The organism is Ruegeria sp. YTSA075 (assembly GCF_059610245.1).
Map to the genome: position 1 here is coordinate 278,307 of NZ_JBXWNG010000003.1, position 15,610 is coordinate 293,916.

14 protein-coding genes are annotated in these 15,610 nt (G+C 58.1%); 7 read left to right on the top strand and 7 right to left on the bottom strand.

All coding sequences use genetic code 11. From position 1 onward, the window contains the following. Positions 1-8: 8 nt before the first annotated feature. The 3 genes from preA to AC2FGE_RS07420 are packed head-to-tail and all read right to left on the bottom strand — an operon-like array spanning position 9 to position 3,548. Complete coding sequence (gene preA / locus AC2FGE_RS07410) at positions 9-1,313, bottom strand: NAD-dependent dihydropyrimidine dehydrogenase subunit PreA (protein ID WP_496818569.1); 1,305 nt, start codon at positions 1,311-1,313, stop codon at positions 9-11. Between the two features lie 20 nt (positions 1,314-1,333). Continuing rightward, the gene (locus tag AC2FGE_RS07415; RefSeq protein ID WP_496818571.1) at positions 1,334-2,170 is read right to left on the bottom strand and encodes a class I SAM-dependent methyltransferase; all 837 of its coding nucleotides are present in this window, start codon (positions 2,168-2,170) and stop codon (positions 1,334-1,336) included. A 43-nt stretch (positions 2,171-2,213) separates the two neighbouring features. Beyond that, on the bottom strand, positions 2,214-3,548 hold the full coding sequence (locus tag AC2FGE_RS07420) for an NAD(P)-dependent oxidoreductase (RefSeq protein ID WP_496818572.1): 1,335 nt from the start codon (positions 3,546-3,548) through the stop codon (positions 2,214-2,216). Positions 3,549-3,811: 263 nt separating this feature from the next. Here AC2FGE_RS07420 and AC2FGE_RS07425 point away from each other — a divergent pair, with 263 nt between their 5' ends. The 3 genes from AC2FGE_RS07425 (at position 3,812) to AC2FGE_RS07435 (ending at position 6,921) form a co-directional block, all read left to right on the top strand. Then, positions 3,812-4,843 carry a GT-B fold glycosyltransferase domain-containing protein gene (locus tag AC2FGE_RS07425; RefSeq protein ID WP_496818573.1) on the top strand — a complete coding sequence of 344 codons (1,032 nt, stop codon included), beginning with the start codon at positions 3,812-3,814 and terminating at the stop codon, positions 4,841-4,843. Positions 4,844-4,914: 71 nt separating this feature from the next. Then, positions 4,915-6,207, top strand: a complete 1,293-nt coding sequence (locus AC2FGE_RS07430) for an O-acetylhomoserine aminocarboxypropyltransferase/cysteine synthase family protein (protein WP_496818574.1) — start codon at positions 4,915-4,917, stop codon at positions 6,205-6,207. Positions 6,208-6,210: 3 nt separating this feature from the next. Next, complete coding sequence (locus tag AC2FGE_RS07435) at positions 6,211-6,921, top strand: GNAT family N-acetyltransferase (protein ID WP_496818575.1); 711 nt, start codon at positions 6,211-6,213, stop codon at positions 6,919-6,921. 2 nt (positions 6,922-6,923) lie between these two features. On the opposite strand, the gene AC2FGE_RS07440 is transcribed toward AC2FGE_RS07435, so the two are convergent. Continuing rightward, positions 6,924-7,625 (bottom strand): SIMPL domain-containing protein, encoded by a 702-nt coding sequence (locus AC2FGE_RS07440; RefSeq protein WP_496818576.1) that lies wholly within the window; start codon positions 7,623-7,625, stop codon positions 6,924-6,926. Between the two features lie 157 nt (positions 7,626-7,782). Between AC2FGE_RS07440 and AC2FGE_RS07445 the strand changes: the two genes are divergently transcribed. Beyond that, positions 7,783-9,744: a hypothetical protein gene (locus AC2FGE_RS07445; protein WP_496818577.1), complete on the top strand. Its 1,962-nt coding sequence runs from the start codon at positions 7,783-7,785 to the stop codon at positions 9,742-9,744. A gap of 106 nt (positions 9,745-9,850) precedes the next feature. On the opposite strand, the gene hppD is transcribed toward AC2FGE_RS07445, so the two are convergent. After that, positions 9,851-10,948, bottom strand: a complete 1,098-nt coding sequence (gene hppD / locus AC2FGE_RS07450; RefSeq protein ID WP_496818578.1) for a 4-hydroxyphenylpyruvate dioxygenase — start codon at positions 10,946-10,948, stop codon at positions 9,851-9,853. A gap of 138 nt (positions 10,949-11,086) precedes the next feature. On the opposite strand from hppD, the gene AC2FGE_RS07455 reads away from it, so the two are divergent. Beyond that, positions 11,087-11,551, top strand: coding sequence for an Lrp/AsnC family transcriptional regulator (locus AC2FGE_RS07455; RefSeq protein WP_496818579.1), 465 nt, complete (start codon positions 11,087-11,089; stop codon positions 11,549-11,551). A gap of 19 nt (positions 11,552-11,570) precedes the next feature. Next, a complete protein-coding gene (locus tag AC2FGE_RS07460; RefSeq protein ID WP_496818580.1) occupies positions 11,571-13,451 on the top strand; it encodes a cation:proton antiporter domain-containing protein in 1,881 nt (626 codons plus the stop codon). 29 nt (positions 13,452-13,480) lie between these two features. On the opposite strand, the gene cobT is transcribed toward AC2FGE_RS07460, so the two are convergent. Beyond that, positions 13,481-14,491 carry a nicotinate-nucleotide--dimethylbenzimidazole phosphoribosyltransferase gene (gene cobT / locus AC2FGE_RS07465; RefSeq protein ID WP_496818581.1) on the bottom strand — a complete coding sequence of 337 codons (1,011 nt, stop codon included), beginning with the start codon at positions 14,489-14,491 and terminating at the stop codon, positions 13,481-13,483. A 78-nt stretch (positions 14,492-14,569) separates the two neighbouring features. Between cobT and cobS the strand changes: the two genes are divergently transcribed. Then, the gene (cobS, locus tag AC2FGE_RS07470) at positions 14,570-15,334 is read left to right on the top strand and encodes an adenosylcobinamide-GDP ribazoletransferase (RefSeq protein ID WP_496818582.1); all 765 of its coding nucleotides are present in this window, start codon (positions 14,570-14,572) and stop codon (positions 15,332-15,334) included. 3 nt (positions 15,335-15,337) lie between these two features. Here the strand turns inward: cobS and AC2FGE_RS07475 are convergent, their stop codons facing one another. After that, on the bottom strand, positions 15,338-15,583 hold the full coding sequence (locus AC2FGE_RS07475) for a hypothetical protein (RefSeq protein WP_496818583.1): 246 nt from the start codon (positions 15,581-15,583) through the stop codon (positions 15,338-15,340). Positions 15,584-15,610: the final 27 nt, after the last annotated feature.

The following is a 15,610-nucleotide window of genomic DNA, read 5'->3' on the forward strand; positions in this document are numbered from 1 at the left end:
GAACCACCTCATTCCGCAGCCTTGGCCATCGGATTGTTGGGATGCGTTGTCCAGTTTGCATAATCCGGCTGAACTTCGCGTCCGGTACGCGGATCAACCTCTCCGGCTGCCATCGGTTCCATCGAGATACAGCCCTCGACCGGGCAGACATCGACGCAGAGGTTACAGGCCACGCATTCTTCGTCGATCACCTCGAACACCCGGTCCGGTGACATCGCGATGGCCTGGTGGCTGGTGTCTTCACAGGCGGCATAGCAGCGACCGCATTTGATGCACTGGTCCTGATCGATCTTTGCCTTGGCAATGTAATTCAGGTTCAGATACTGCCAATCGGTTACGTTGGGGACCGCGCGACCAACAACTTCCGAGACGTTGGAATAACCTTTCTCGTCCATCCATTTGGACAAGCCGGCCGTCAGTTCATCGATGATCTTGAAGCCATAAGTCATGGCCGCTGTGCAGACCTGCACGTTGCCGCAGCCGAGCGATATGAACTCTGCCGCGTCCCGCCATGTGGTGACGCCACCGATGCCGGATATGGGCAGGCCATGCGTTTCCGCATCCCGCGCAATTTCTGAAACCATAGACAGGGCAATCGGCTTCACCGCCGGACCGCAATACCCGCCGTGGCTGCCCTTGCCATCAATCGAGGGTTCAGGGCTGAACGTGTCCAGATTGACACTGGTGATCGAGTTGATCGTGTTGATCAGTGACACCGCATCCGCACCGCCATTCCTGGCCGCGGCCGCGGGTTTGCGGATGTCGGTGATGTTCGGCGTCAGCTTCACGATCACCGGGCGGTCGTAATACATTTTGCACCAACGGGTGACCATTTCGATGTATTCCGGCACCTGCCCGACCGCCGCTCCCATGCCCCGCTCGCTCATTCCGTGCGGGCAGCCAAAGTTCAATTCGATTCCATCTGCACCAGTCTCAGCCACGCGCGGCAGGATTGCTTTCCACGCGCCCTCCTCACACGGCACCATGATCGAAGCGATCAGAGCGCGATCCGGGTAATCGGCTTTCACGCGGGCCATTTCCTCGAGGTTTACCTCAAGTGGCCGGTCGGTGATCAGTTCGATGTTGTTCAGCCCCAGCAACCGCCGGTCCGCACCGTAGATCGCACCATAGCGCGGGCCATTCACATTCACCACCGGAGGGCCCTCAGAACCCAGTGTTTTCCAGACGACACCGCCCCAACCGGCCTCAAAGGCACGGCGGACGTTGTATTCCTTGTCAGTTGGTGGGGCCGAGGCCAGCCAGAATGGATTGGGGCTGGAAATGCCCAGAAAGTCTGTCGTCAGGTCAGCCATGGGTACTCCTTTCCGGCTCCTCAGCCGGTTTTCTTGAAAATCATCTCAGTCGGGCGGATTCGCCCGGCATGCAGGTTCGCGACGTAGTTTTGGAACTTCTCGGGCGCCGTCTCGCCCATCATCAGGTGGATGCCCAGCGGCGCGGGACCGGTTTCGGCGATCTTTGCAAAGACGTCCTCGAAGAACTTAATCGCGAATTGGGTACGGTCGGTCTCGGTCTCCAGCTCAAGCCCCGCCGCTGCGGCTGCGTCCTTGTAGACCTCAGGCGCGTCGACGAAGGATGTCTCGGCCACGCTTGACCAGGGCAGAGGGAACGCCAGCGGCTCGGCTGTTTCTCCGGACATCACATCGAACAGGGCAAAGCGTCCGTCAGATGCCAAAGCGCGCGAGACCTCGGCAAACAGCCCGGCCTTGTCTTCGATATTCATGCCCACATGCAACATCACCGCCAGATCGAACCCGGCATCCGGGACAGGCATGTCCAAAGCACTGCCCACATGGAACGAGACTTTGTTGGAATGCCCAACAATCTCGCTCAGCGCCTCTGCTGTCTCGACAAATTCGGGCGTCAGGTCGACCCCCGTTACTGTCGCGTCATAGCGATCCACCACATAGCGCGACGTTCCGCCAATCCCGCAGCCTACATCCAGCACCCGCGTTGCGTGGGTCAGCGACAATTGATCAAACAGGTGATCGGTGGCCAAAACCCCGCCGGTGTGGAACTCGTCTCCGGCTTTCAGGTCGGCGGCGGTGGCCGCGTCCGGATCCACGCCGCTAGCTTTCAGCGCATCGCGCACGCGATCCGTCAGGGCGCCAGTGGTGTAATGTTGGGCAACTGCGTCTTCGATTTGGGACATAACGGTACCTCAGCGAATGGGATGAATTCAATACCTCACCCTATCACGAAATCAGGCTCGCGTGGATGTCCATCGCCGCATCCCGGCCCTCGGCCACCGCAGTCACGGTCAGGTCTTCGCCTCCCGCAGCGCAGTCGCCGCCCGCCCAGACGCCGGGCATGGAAGTACGTCCAGCACCGCTGACAGCGATCTTGTTGCCGTCCAGCTTCAGCCCTTCGGGCGCGCCATCCAGAGTTTGACCGATGGCCTTGAGCACCTGATCGGCGGGCAGGCGAATGGTCTCGCCGGTTCCGGTCAGCTGACCGTTCTGGCTTGACGTATATTCAAGCTCAATCTCAACTGCCGCGCCGTTGCCATGCACAGCAACAGGCTGAACATTGGTCATGATCCGCACGCCATGCGAGGCGGCCAAGTCTTGTTCATAGCGGCTGGCCCCCATCGCGTTACGCCCTCGGCGATACGCAATCGTGACATGCTCGGCGCCCAGCAGTTTCGACTTCACCGCCGCATCAACAGCAGTCATACCGCCGCCGATCACAACCACATTCCGACCAACCGGCAGATTCGCAAGATCCGACGCCTGTCGCACGTCCGAGATGAAATCGACCGCGTGCAAGACACCGTCCTTATCAGAGCCCTGCGCCCTCAGCGCGTTGACGCCGGCAAGACCAATAGACAGGAACACAGCATCATAGTTTTGCTGCAAACCCTCCATCGAGACGCCATTGCCCAAGGCTGATCCCGTTTCAATCGAGATACCACCGATTTTCAGCAGCCAGTCGACCTCGGCCTGCGCAAAATCATTGGTCGATTTATAGGCCGCAATCCCGTATTCGTTCAGACCGCCCGGCTTGGGTTTGCCTTCGTGGATCACCACGTCATGACCCAGCATCGCCAGCCGATGCGCACAAGCCAGACCCGCAGGCCCCGCCCCCACAACGGCAATTGTCTTGCCGGTCGCAGGCGCGCGCTCAAAAGGATGATCGCCCGAGGCCATCACATCATCAGTTGCAAAACGCTGAAGCCGCCCGATCTCAACCGGTTTGCCTTCGGCGGCTTCACGCACACAGGCCTCTTCGCACAGTGTCTCGGTCGGGCAGACACGAGCGCACATACCGCCCAGAATGTTCTGATCCAGAATGGTCTTTCCCGCCGATTGCGGCTGGCCCGCCTGTATTTGGCGGATGAACAACGGAATATCGATATCCGTCGGACAGGCCGTAACGCATGGCGCGTCATAGCAAAAATAGCAGCGATCTGCGGCCACGGCAGCCTCATGCGGGGCCAAAGGCGGATGCAGATCCGAAAAATTCGATGTCAGTTCATCGCTGGAAAGCCGCCCGGAAACGATCCCGGGTGCCATCTGGCCCTGTGCCATCGCTCTACTCCCTGTAGATATGTTTGTTATGAGCACAGCTTGCCACAAATCAAAATTTTATCAATTGGTAAAATTTATCAAATGGTCAAAATTCTGATTTTGCACGAGATTTCGTGTGAAATATCGGCGTTTTCGCGGGTTTTGACGGCAAACTAGGCGGAATTGACACGCTGAAATGCTGTAACTGAAGCCGGCATTTGACACCCCGCGCCCCACAAACGACTTTTGACGCCCTACCCCGGTTGCTGTAAGCCGAAACACAGATGCGTGAGATCAACGCATGTTTAGGACAGGCACAGATGCGGGCAGCTTCGCAAGACTTCAATATTGTCATCATTGGTCAGAACAACCGCCTGCAATATGAGGCGGTCCTGTTCGCCGCCTCGCTGCGCCATTCCGCGCCCGATTTCAAAGGGCGTCTGTTTGTAGCCACACCCAACCCTGGCTCGCGCTGGAACCAGAACCCCACCATTCAGGATCAAGACGTCCTAAAGGCCCTAGATCAACTTGATGCGGAAATCCTGCCTTTTGACAATCATGTCTTCGGGGAAAGCTATCCTAACGGGAACAAGATCGAAGCGCTTTTGGCCCTGCCCGAAGGCGAACCCTTTGTTTTCTTTGATACAGATACCCTGATCACCGGCGATCTAGGCAGCGTTCCGTTTGATTTTAATCGCCCCGGCGCTTCGCTGAAGGTCGAAGGCACATGGCCCAAGCCCACGCTTTATGGCCCGGGGTATGAGGGCATCTGGTCTGCGCTTTATCGCCGTTTTGAACTGGATTTCGAAAGCTCGATTGATATCAGCCAACCACAGGGACACTGGCGTCGGTATCTGTATTTCAACGCAGGCTATTTCTTCTACAAATGCCCGCGTCAATTTGGCGAACGCTTCCTGGACTATGCGCGCACCATCCGAGATGAGCACATCCCGGAACTGGTCGGGCAGAACCTTGATCCCTGGCTGGATCAGGCCGCTCTGCCCCTTGTGATCCACTCTTTCGGCGGTGGGCGCGATGCCTTGCCTGACGGGTTGCTGGATGGCTCGGTCAGCTGCCATTATCGCCTGTTCCCGCTGCTTTATGCCCGCGAGGACGATCATGTGATCGATGTTCTGGAAACCGTCGTGGCCCCGAACAAGGTCAAGAAGGTGCTCAAGCAATATGATCCGATCAAAAAGCTTGTGATTCAAGGCAAGGGTCAGAAAATCCGGGACCTGTTCGACCGTAACGCGCTGCCAAGCCGCGAACAGGCCATTCGCAACCGGATCAAAGCGCAAGGCCTGTGGATGCGCTAAAAGCGGCGTTGTGTGACGGCGGGCAATGTCCTACAGATTTCGCAAGTTCTATTTCGACAGGAGAGTTTACGATGTCCGACGGCCCTACCTATGGATTTGACACGCTGCAGATTCACGCGGGTGCACGCCCTGATCCGGCAACCGGTGCGCGCCAGACTCCGATCTATCAAACTACCGCCTATGTCTTTCGCGATGCGGATCATGCAGCCGCCCTGTTCAACCTACAAGAGGTCGGCTTTATCTATTCACGCCTGACCAACCCGACGATTGCCGTACTGCAAGAACGTGTTGCGACGCTGGAAGGTGGTGTTGGGGCGGTCTGCTGTTCTTCGGGCCACGCGGCGCAGATCATGGCGCTGTTCCCGCTGATGGAGCCGGGCTGCAATGTGGTTGCTTCGACCCGTTTGTACGGCGGCACTGTCACCCAGTTCAGCCAGACGATCAAACGCTTTGGCTGGTCGGCCAAGTTTGTTGATACCGACGATCTGGACGCCGTGAAGGACGCCATCGACGAAAACACCCGCGCGGTGTTCTGCGAATCCATCGCCAACCCAGGCGGCTACGTGACTGATATCCGGTCGCTTGCGGATGTTGCCGATGCGGCGGGCATTCCGCTGATCGTCGACAACACCTCGGCCACCCCTTACCTGTGCCGCCCGATCGAACACGGCGCGACACTGGTGGTACATTCGACCACAAAGTACCTGACCGGCAATGGTACTGTCACCGGCGGCTGCATCGTGGATTCGGGCACGTTCGACTGGTCGGCGAATGACAAATTCCCCTCGCTCAGCCAACCCGAGCCTGCCTATCACGGGTTGAAGTTCCATGAGACGTTTGGCCCGCTGGCCTTCACCTTCCACGGCATCGCCATCGGTCTGCGCGATCTGGGTATGACGATGAACCCGCAAGCGGCCCATTACACGCTGATGGGGATTGAGACGCTGTCGCTGCGGATGGAGCGTCATGTTGAGAACGCCCAGAAGATCGCCGCCTGGCTCGAAGCGGATGATCGGGTCGACTACGTGACCTATGCGGGCCTGCCCTCGTCGCCCTATCACGACCGGGTCAAAGCGCAGTATCCGCGCGGCGCCGGTGCCCTGTTCACCTTTGCGGTCAAGGGTGGCTACGACGCCTGTATCAAACTTGTCAACGCTTTGGAGATCTTCAGCCACGTTGCAAACCTCGGCGATGCGCGCTCGCTGATCATCCACTCGGCCTCGACCACGCACCGCCAGTTGACCCCCGAACAGCAAGAGGCCGCAGGCGCCGGGCCCAACGTTGTGCGCGTTTCCATCGGGATCGAGGATGCCAACGACCTGATCGCCGATTTGGATCAGGCTTTGGCCAAAGCCAGCGCATAAATCATGAGCGGGCACGACACAAACGCGCTTGGTCAACCCATCGGACGGCCGGTCGCGGGTGAGTTCCCGCGCCCCACGCCGCCCTATACCCCGATGGAGGGTCAGTATTGCTCGGTCGTGCCGCTGGATGTGAACAGGCATGCGCCCGGATTGTTCCGGGCGTTTGCCAATGACGCTGATCACCGAAATTGGACCTACCTGCCCTACGGTCCATTTGAATCGGAACAGTCGTTTGAAACCTGGGCGCGCGCCACCTGCATGGATGCGGATCCGATGTTCCATACGGTTCTGGATGCAAATGAGGTTCCGGTGGGCATGGCTTCCTATCTGCGGATTGAACCGGCTTCAGGTGCGATCGAGGTTGGGCATATCCATTTCTCGCCGCTTCTCCAACGCAAACCGCAATCCACCGAAATCATGTATTTGATGATGAAACGCGTCTTCGACGAGTTGGGTTATCGCCGCTACGAATGGAAATGCGATGCGCTGAACGCGCCCTCATGTACGGCGGCGCGGCGTCTCGGCTTTACCTACGAAGGGATATTCCGCCAGGCGACCCATTACAAAGGGCGCAACCGGGATACGGCGTGGTTTTCCATTCTCGACAGTGAATGGCCCCGCATCCGGGACGCATTCGAGGCCTGGCTATCGCCCGACAATTTCGACGCGACGGGCCAACAGAAACAGAAGCTGATGGCCCGCGCCGACGGCTGAGTTTATTCAGAGATTTCAAACTCCATCGAGACGCTGACAGAGACAGAGACTTCCCCTTCGGCTACAGGGACGCTGCTGGCTTCCGCCACCGCTCGTTGAAACGCTTGAGCGACTGGTCTGCCATCTCTGGAGTTATCGGTGATCAATAGAACTTCACCCAACTCTATTCCAGCGGCCGTTGCCAATTGTTCGGCTTTTTCACGAGCATCTTTCACTGCTTCAGCGCGGGCTTTGGCTTGTAGCGGTTTAGGGTCCTGCACCGAGAAACTTAGCCCACCGAAATCATTCGCCCCATCCGTGATGACAGCGTCCATGATCTGCCCAAGCTTATCCAAGTCACGCACACGGACAAACACCCGGTTGGACGCCACAAACCCAACGATCTCACGCGTGGAGTTCTCATGATCACGTCCGTTGGACCAAATCGGAGACAGCGATAGATCACGCGTTTGCACATCCCGCGGCTCTAGCCCCATTTCGGTTAGTCTTGAGAGAACTTGCGCCACCGTATCTGAGGTTGCCCGCATCGCGTCTGATGCTACTTTGTCCTTGTTGGATACACCCAACGTGATTGTGGCCATATCAGGCAAGCTTACTACCGTGCCTGTGCCAACCACGCTAATGCGACGTTCTTCCGCATGGGCGATACCAGCGGCAGTTGCGGCCATCATGGCGGCCAGAAAAGCGAATGTCTTCAAGGTCATCCCTCCAATTTACTACTGTTCAACATGGGTTGGCAGGGCTTTGCCATACAAGGGGAGAGTTCGCGTTTTTCTTTCCCTCGGCGGGTTCCTGCTCTACTGTCACTCTGCAAGCGTGTGATCGTTTGCGCTGATGATATAGTTATGGTTCTCCGGGAATATGAAACCCGCCTTTACGCTATCTTTTTCTGCAACCGGTATTTCGTTGCACCACCTGTCCGAAGGTGAGTGGTACGAGATCGGTACTGTAACGCTGGATACAGATGACCTGAACGGGCAGATACAGGCGCTGCGGGATCAGGGTTTTGCGCTGGAAAACGACCTGAGTTGCAATGTGGTCATCCCGGCGGATCAGATCCGGTATCTGTCGATTCCATCGGATGGTCTGTCTGCTGATGAAAACGCGCAGCTGGTGCAGGACGCATTGGTCGATGCCACTCCATATGAGCGCGATGAACTGAGTTTTGCCTCGATCACCAAAAATGGACTGGTCTATGGGGCGGCAGTGGCACGCCAGACCTTGAACGAAGCGCATAGCTTTACCACCGAGCACGGATTCGTCCCCGTCGCCTATACCGCAGAGCCCGGTGAAGACGAGTACCCCGGCGCGCCGGTGTTTGATCTGGACACCGAACCGCCGGTAGCTGCTGCGGTTACTGTACCAGAGGTCGGCCCACCCCCAGCAAAGCCGGAACCCAAAGAAGACGCCGATCCGTCAGCACCCAAAGTTCACGCCATAGCGGAAACCGCCGCCCCGGATGCGTTTCGTGCGCCTGCGCCATCGCCGGGTGACTCAGCGAGCACCGGCGCGGACCTCAAAAAATTTGCCCTGCCTGCTGTCGCAGCGGCGGGTCTATTGGCCCTGGCGATTGGAACGTGGTTACTGCTCGGATCGCCGGAAGAGGAGATCGTGGCCGAGGTGGATGTGGAACCTGAAACCACATCACCCGAAGCCGAACTGGCCGCTGATCTGGCGGCAGACGCGCTGCCCGAAGCACCTGAGGCAGAAAACACGGAACCTGCGATCGAACCCGCGCCAGAAGATGTTCAGGTGACAGCTGCCGAACCTGCGCCCGAGGCGACACCCGAAGACCAACCCGCCTTGTCTGCGACCGATGCGGCGATCCTTGAGGCGTTGAAGGTAGAACCCACCCCGGTCGAGGACGTTGCGCAGGAAACCGAGACGGCCCTGCCTGCCGAAATCGTCACCGGTGTTGCTAAAACCGCGCCGGTGCAGCCCGCAGAACCGGTAGCCGTTGAACCGGACGATCTGTATTTGGCTTCGGTGGACAAATCCGATTTCTCCAACGACGCGGTGGCCCTTGCACCGTCAGCAAGTTTTGAAACAGATCAACCTTTTGATTTGCCCGCTCTGGCGCGCGCCTCCATCCCCGGGTTTGACCTGGATGAGCGCGGGCTTGTCACCCCATCCCCCGAAGGCACACTGAACCCTAATGGCGTGCTGGTCTATCAGGGCCGCCCCTCATCTGTGCCGCCTGCCGTACCTTTGCGGTTCGAAGAAGAACCGGTGGTCGAAGAAAAGACCTCGCGCCTGGCCGGAATACGGCCCAAACCCCGTCCTGAGAACCTGCAAGATCAATTCGAACGTCAGCAACTGGGCGGCAGATCGCTGCAAGAACTGTCCGTGTTGCGGCCCAAGCAACGCCCCGCTTCGCTACAAGCCAGCCCCGAGGTAGATGATACCCCAACTGCCCTGGCCGTTGTCCTTGTTCCGCGTCCCAAGGCACGCCCTGCAGGGCTGGTTCGGACTGCAGCGGCCGCGCCGGCGACCAATCTGGGATCGACCGCCGGGCTGGATCAGAACGCTGGCGAGGCCGAAACCTTCGAGCCCAAAACAGTTGCCCCCAAGATCCCCACGACTGCATCGGTGGCGCGGCAGGCGACCATCGACAACGCGATCAACCTGCGCCGCCTGAACCTGATCGGGGTCTACGGCACACCAGCCAACCGGCGCGCCTTGGTGCGCTTGCCCAGCGGACGATACAAGAAACTGAAAGTGGGTGACCGGGTCGACGGCGGCAAGGTCGTCGCAATCAGCGACAGTGAGTTGCTATATCAAAAGAAGGGTCGCAACGTGTCCCTCAAAATGCCGCGTGGATGATCGCTGCGCGCAGGCATTAAAGCCTTAATCACTCCAGCAACGCCTCTCTTCGCAAGAGAAACTGGCGCGCCCGAATGACTTGGGTAAAGCGTGTTTTCGAAGCGGATTAAGCCGCTGTAATCTCGCCGCTTTCGATCTGCTCGCGTTCGATGGATTCGAACAGGGCCTGAAAATTCCCCTCACCAAACCCATCATCGCCTTTGCGCTGAATGAATTCGAAAAAGATAGGGCCGATCACGGTTTTCGAAAAGATTTGCAGCAAAATCCGCGTCTCACCGCCATCCACCACGCCTTCGCCATCGATCAGGATGCCGTGCTTAATCATCCGATCCAGCGGCTCGTCATGATCTTTCACGCGGTCCTTTGACATATCATAGTAGGATTGGTTCGGGCCTGGCATGAACTTTAGCCCCTTCTCTGCAATCGCGTCGGTCGAGGCATAGATATCCTCGCTGCCCACCGCGATATGCTGGATACCTTCGCCCTTGTACTTCTTGAGGTACGAGACGATCTGGCCCGTTTCGCCGCGATCTTCGTTGATCGGTATACGGATACGGCCGCAAGGCGAGGTCAACGCGCGGCTATAAAGCCCCGTGAACTTGCCCTGAATATCAAAGAACCGGATTTCGCGGAAATTGAACAAGTCGCCATAAAACTTGAACCACTTGTCCATATTGCCCTTAAAAACGTTATGAGTCAGGTGGTCGAGGTAGTAGAACCCATCACCGCGTGGTTTGGATTCCTTGATCCATTCGAATTCCTGGTTGTAGGGCGATGTGTCGTAATACTGATCGATGAAGTAGATCAGCGACCCGCCAATCCCTTTGATCGCGGGTACATCCATGGTTTTGTCCGCGCCATCATAGGGTTCGGCCCCTTTTGAAACCGCATGCTCATACGCCTGCTGCGCATCGACAACCCGCCAGCCCATTGCAGGCGCACAGGGGCCGTGTTCGGCGACAAACTTTGCGGCAAAACTCTCAGGATCGGCATTGAGGATATAAGTCACGTCCCCTTGCTGCCACAGCTCGATTAGGGGTTTTTTCTTGTGACGGGCAACAAGGTCATAGCCCATGGTCGCAAACAGATCCCGCAATTCCTGCGGGTTGGGATGAGCGAATTCGACGAACTCGAACCCGTCGGTTCCAGCCGGGTTCTCTGCGCTGATGATGGATTTCGGGGCGTTATGCGGGAAAGGACCCATGGCGCGTCTCCTTTGAAAACAGGAATTTCTTTGCTGATTCCAAGATATGTCTTAAACAACGCTGTTTCTGCGCATTGTTTTCAGATAAACTATGTTCACACGCGCAAAACACGCGCGATTTGGAAATAATACGGTGAAATGCCGCAAGCACTGGATCATATCGATATCGGATTGTTGGCCGCGCTCCAGCGCGATGCGCATCTGACCGCCCAACAACTGGGCGAAGTACTTAACCTGTCTGCGAGTCAGGCCGGTCGCCGCCGCCAACGGCTGGAGGCCGAAGGTTACATCACCGGCTATACCGCACGGCTGGATCCGCTGAAGCTGGGCCTGCAAGTGCAGGGCTTTGTTCAGGTCCATCTCGGCACGCATGGGCCAGATCAATCGGCCAGTTTTGCCCGCATGGTCGATGCCCGCCCCGAAATCACCAGCGCCTGGACGATGACCGGAGAGGCAGATTACCTGTTGCATGTCTATTGCGACGATCTATCTGCGCTCAACAGCTTGCTTCATCAAGTGATCCTGCCGCATCCTGCAGTTGCACGGGTTCATAGCCAGATCGTAATGGACCAATTGAAACGCGACGCCCCCCTGCCGACCTGAGCAGGCTACGAGGACACCTATGGACGATTTCCTGTACCAGGCTTCTATCTATCTCGCCGCTGCGGTGATTGCCGTTCCGTTATCGGCGCGTCTGGGGTTGGGATCGGTTCTGGGATATCTGGCCGCCGGTCTTATCATCGGCCCGGTTCTGGGCCTTGTTGGGGCAGAAACCGAAGACCTGCAGCATGTGGCAGAGTTCGGCGTAGTCATGATGCTGTTCCTGATCGGGCTGGAGCTGGAACCGCGCGCTCTTTGGGATATGCGGGACAGGTTATTGGGGTTGGGTGGTTTGCAGGTTTTGCTATCCACCGCAGTAATTGCGGGCGTGGCAATTTATGCCAGCCACCCGTGGACAGTGGCGCTCGCCGTCGGCCTGACCCTTTGCCTATCTTCAACCGCAATTGTACTGCAAACCCTGTCTGAAAAGGGGCTGATGCAGACCAATGGCGGGCGCGCGACCTTCTCGGTGCTGTTGACGCAGGATATTGCGGTCATCCCGATCCTGGCGATGTTGCCCTTGCTGGCACTGCCCGCCATCCCTCATATCGAGGCCGACGGGTCAATTGATCGCGGCGCGGGGGATCACCTGCACGACGCGCATCACAGCCTGTCCCTGGTCGAAGGTCTGCCCGGCTGGGCCGTCACATTGGTAACGATCGGAGCCGTCGCCTTTGTCATTTTGGCCGGTGTCTACCTGACCCGCCCGCTGTTCCGCTTCATCCATGCCACACGCCTGCGCGAGATGTATACAGCGTTGGCCCTGATGATCGTGGTTGGCATTTCCTTCCTGATGACGCTGGTTGGTCTTTCACCTGCTCTGGGCGCCTTTCTCGCAGGTGTTGTGCTGGCTAGCTCAGAGTTTCGGCATGAGATGGAAAGCGACCTTGAGCCCTTCAAAGGCCTGTTTCTGGGCCTTTTCTTCATCACGGTCGGGGCTGGGATCGACGTTGGCTATTTCTTCAACGATCCGTTTGACCTGATCGGTCTTGCATTGCTGGTGATCTTCGCCAAGGGTGTCATCCTCTATATTGTAGGCAAAGCCTTCAAGCTGAAGGGCCGTGATCACTGGTTGTTCACCCTTGGTTTGGCACAAGCGGGTGAGTTCGGTTTTGTCCTTCTGGCCTTTTCACGGCAACAGAATGTGATCCCTCAAGACCTGGCGCAAAAGCTGCTTATGATCATCGCGTTGACCATGCTGATTACGCCGCTTTTGTTCATCATCTACGACCTGCTGTCGAGGAAGCTGGGCGAGACGGCAACCACAATGGAGCCGGACGAGATCGACGAAAAAGGGCCGGTGATCATTGCGGGCATTGGACGGTTCGGTCAGATCGTCAATCGCCTTGTGGTGGCCAGCGGGTTCAAGACCATCGTTCTGGACCATGATATCGAGACGATCCAGCTGATGCGTCGGTTTGGCGTGAAAGGGTTTCTAGGTGACCCAACCCGGCCCGAGCTTTTGCGCGCAGCGGGGTTGGATAAGGCGTCGGTTCTGGTAGCCGCGATGGATGATCGAAAGACGGTGACGCGACTGGTTGGATTTGCCCGCCGCCAGCGCCCAGACCTGCACATCATCGCCCGCGCCCATGACCGGACCCATGTGTACGAACTGTATCAAGCCGGTGCCAACGACATCGTGCGTGAGATGTTCGACAGCTCACTACGCGCTGGTCGATATGTATTGGAAAATATCGGGCTCAGCGAATATGAGGCCGCGCAGGCGGAACAGACCTTCTATCATCACGACCGGACGTCAGTGCGTGAACTGGCGGAACTCTGGGTGCCCGGCATACCTACGGCAGAAAACAAGAAATACATCGAACGGGCGCAGTCTTTGGAGAAAGATCTGGAGACCGCGCTGCTGGAACTGGCCGAAGAACACGCCAAGAAATCTGCCTGACCGGGGGTTGCCCGGACAGGCCCTTTGTTTCAGCCGTCTGCTACGCCCGCCTCAGCAAAGGTGGCCATGCCGGAATGGCAGGCCACGGCGCTTTTGAGGATGTTAATAGCCAGCGCCCCGCCAGAGCCCTCGCCCAATCTCAGGCCAAGGCTCAGCAACGGGTCCTTTCCGAGTTTCGCAAGCATTGCGCCATGCGCGCCCTCGGCGCTTTGATGGCCTGCAACCGCATGGTCCAGTGCCGATGCTGACACGCGCGCCAGACAGGCCGCTGCCGAAGTACAGATAAACCCGTCCAGAATGACAGGAATGCGCAACACACGCGCGGCAGCTATGGCGCCTGCCATCGCGGCAATCTCGCGCCCGCCCAAACACCGCAGAACTTCTAGCCCATCGTCGGTGGCATGGCGCGCAACGCCTTCGGATACAACGCGGGTTTTGTTCCCAAGGCCCGCATCGTCGACACCGGTGCCGCGCCCGGTCCAATCGGCAGCCTCACCCCCGAACAGCGCGCAGGCGATGGCCGCAGCGGGGGTGGTGTTGCCGATCCCCATCTCACCGACCACCAGCAGGTCGGCTTGTGGGTCGACCGCGTTCCAACCGGTTTTCAGCGCGCTCAGAAATTCGGCTTCGCTCATGGCTGGCCCTTGCGTGAAATCCGCCGTCGGGCGCTCTAAGTCCAGCGCATGGACATCCATCTTTGCCCCGGCCGCCTTGGCCAGTTGATTGATCGCGGCCCCTCCATGTTCGAAATTCATAACCATCTGCACGGTCACTTCAGGCGGAAAGGCCGATACGCCTTGCGCCGTGACCCCGTGGTTGCCTGCAAACACAATGACCTGAGGCTGTTCGATCTGAGGACGCGTATCGCCGCGCCAGGACGCGTACCAGATCGCCAGATCCTCAAGCCGCCCCAACGCACCCGGAGGTTTCGTCAGCTGGCCATTACGCGTGGCGGCGCCGTCTGCGGCTGCTATGTCCGGACCCGGCGCGTTGATCAACGCATCGCGGAACGTGTTCAAATCATTCAGTTCGGGCAGCATCAAAGCCTCATTGCATCAGAGTGGTCCTGCGTGTTTAACCGAAGCTGAAAGACCAACAAGACCCTGAAAGGCGCGGGAGTGAATAAAAACGACAACTACGCGATTTCTCGGTGGGATATCCCGCTGGCACTGGTCCTGTTGACCCGCCTGCCCTTACCCCGTCTGCCCGAGCATGTCTTTGCCCGGCAGGCTCATGCGGTCTGGGCTTTTCCAGTGGTCGGACTTGTCGTCGGCGGGCTAGCTTGCGCGGTGGGCTGGGTCTTGTTGGCGTTGTCCGTGTCCCCATTTATTTCCGCTGTTCTGCTTGTGGGGGCCCTGATCATGCTGACGGGTGCAATGCATGAAGACGGTTTGGCTGACACTTTTGACGGACTTTGGGGCGGCTTCACAGCCGAACGTCGTCTGGAAATCATGAAAGACAGCCATATCGGGACATATGGCGTTCTGGCCCTGATCAGCGCGCAACTGATCCGCATCTCGGCGATTGCCGCGCTTTTGTCCGCAGGGGCGTTCTGGGCGATCCTTGCCGCCTGCGTGCTGTCCCGCGCCATGATGCCGGTTCTGATGGCCGCCTTGCCCAATGCACGGCAATCGGGCCTGAGCCATTCAGTCGGCACGCCAAGAGCGATGGTGGTCAGCCTGTCCTTGGGTCTGGCATTCGTGATCAGCTTACTGCTGGTTGGAACGCAGTCTTTGTTGCCTGCAATTTGCGCTGCGGTCGTTGTTTTTTGCCTTTGGCAGTTGGCCAAGAAGAAAATCGGCGGCCAGACCGGCGACATTCTTGGGGCGTCTCAACAATTGGCCGAGGTTACATTCTTGATCGCAATCAGTGCTCAGCTGTAAATATCAGGCCCGCCCGCGCCTTTGGCGAACATGCCCAATCAGCAGGTAGAGCGCGGGTAGAAGTGTCAGCATTGCGGCTGCTCCCCAGACCAAACCCGCCTGTTGCAACAGAACCTGACCGGTCTCCGGGTCGTAGCACCGGCCCAATTCGTTAAAACATTCGCGCCATTTGATATATCTGGAATAGTAGGCCGCCCAGAACAGGCCGGACAGTGCAAGCAAGGCGCATCCGATGGTTATCCTGATCACGGCCGTTCCTCAGCCAATGGGCGTTTA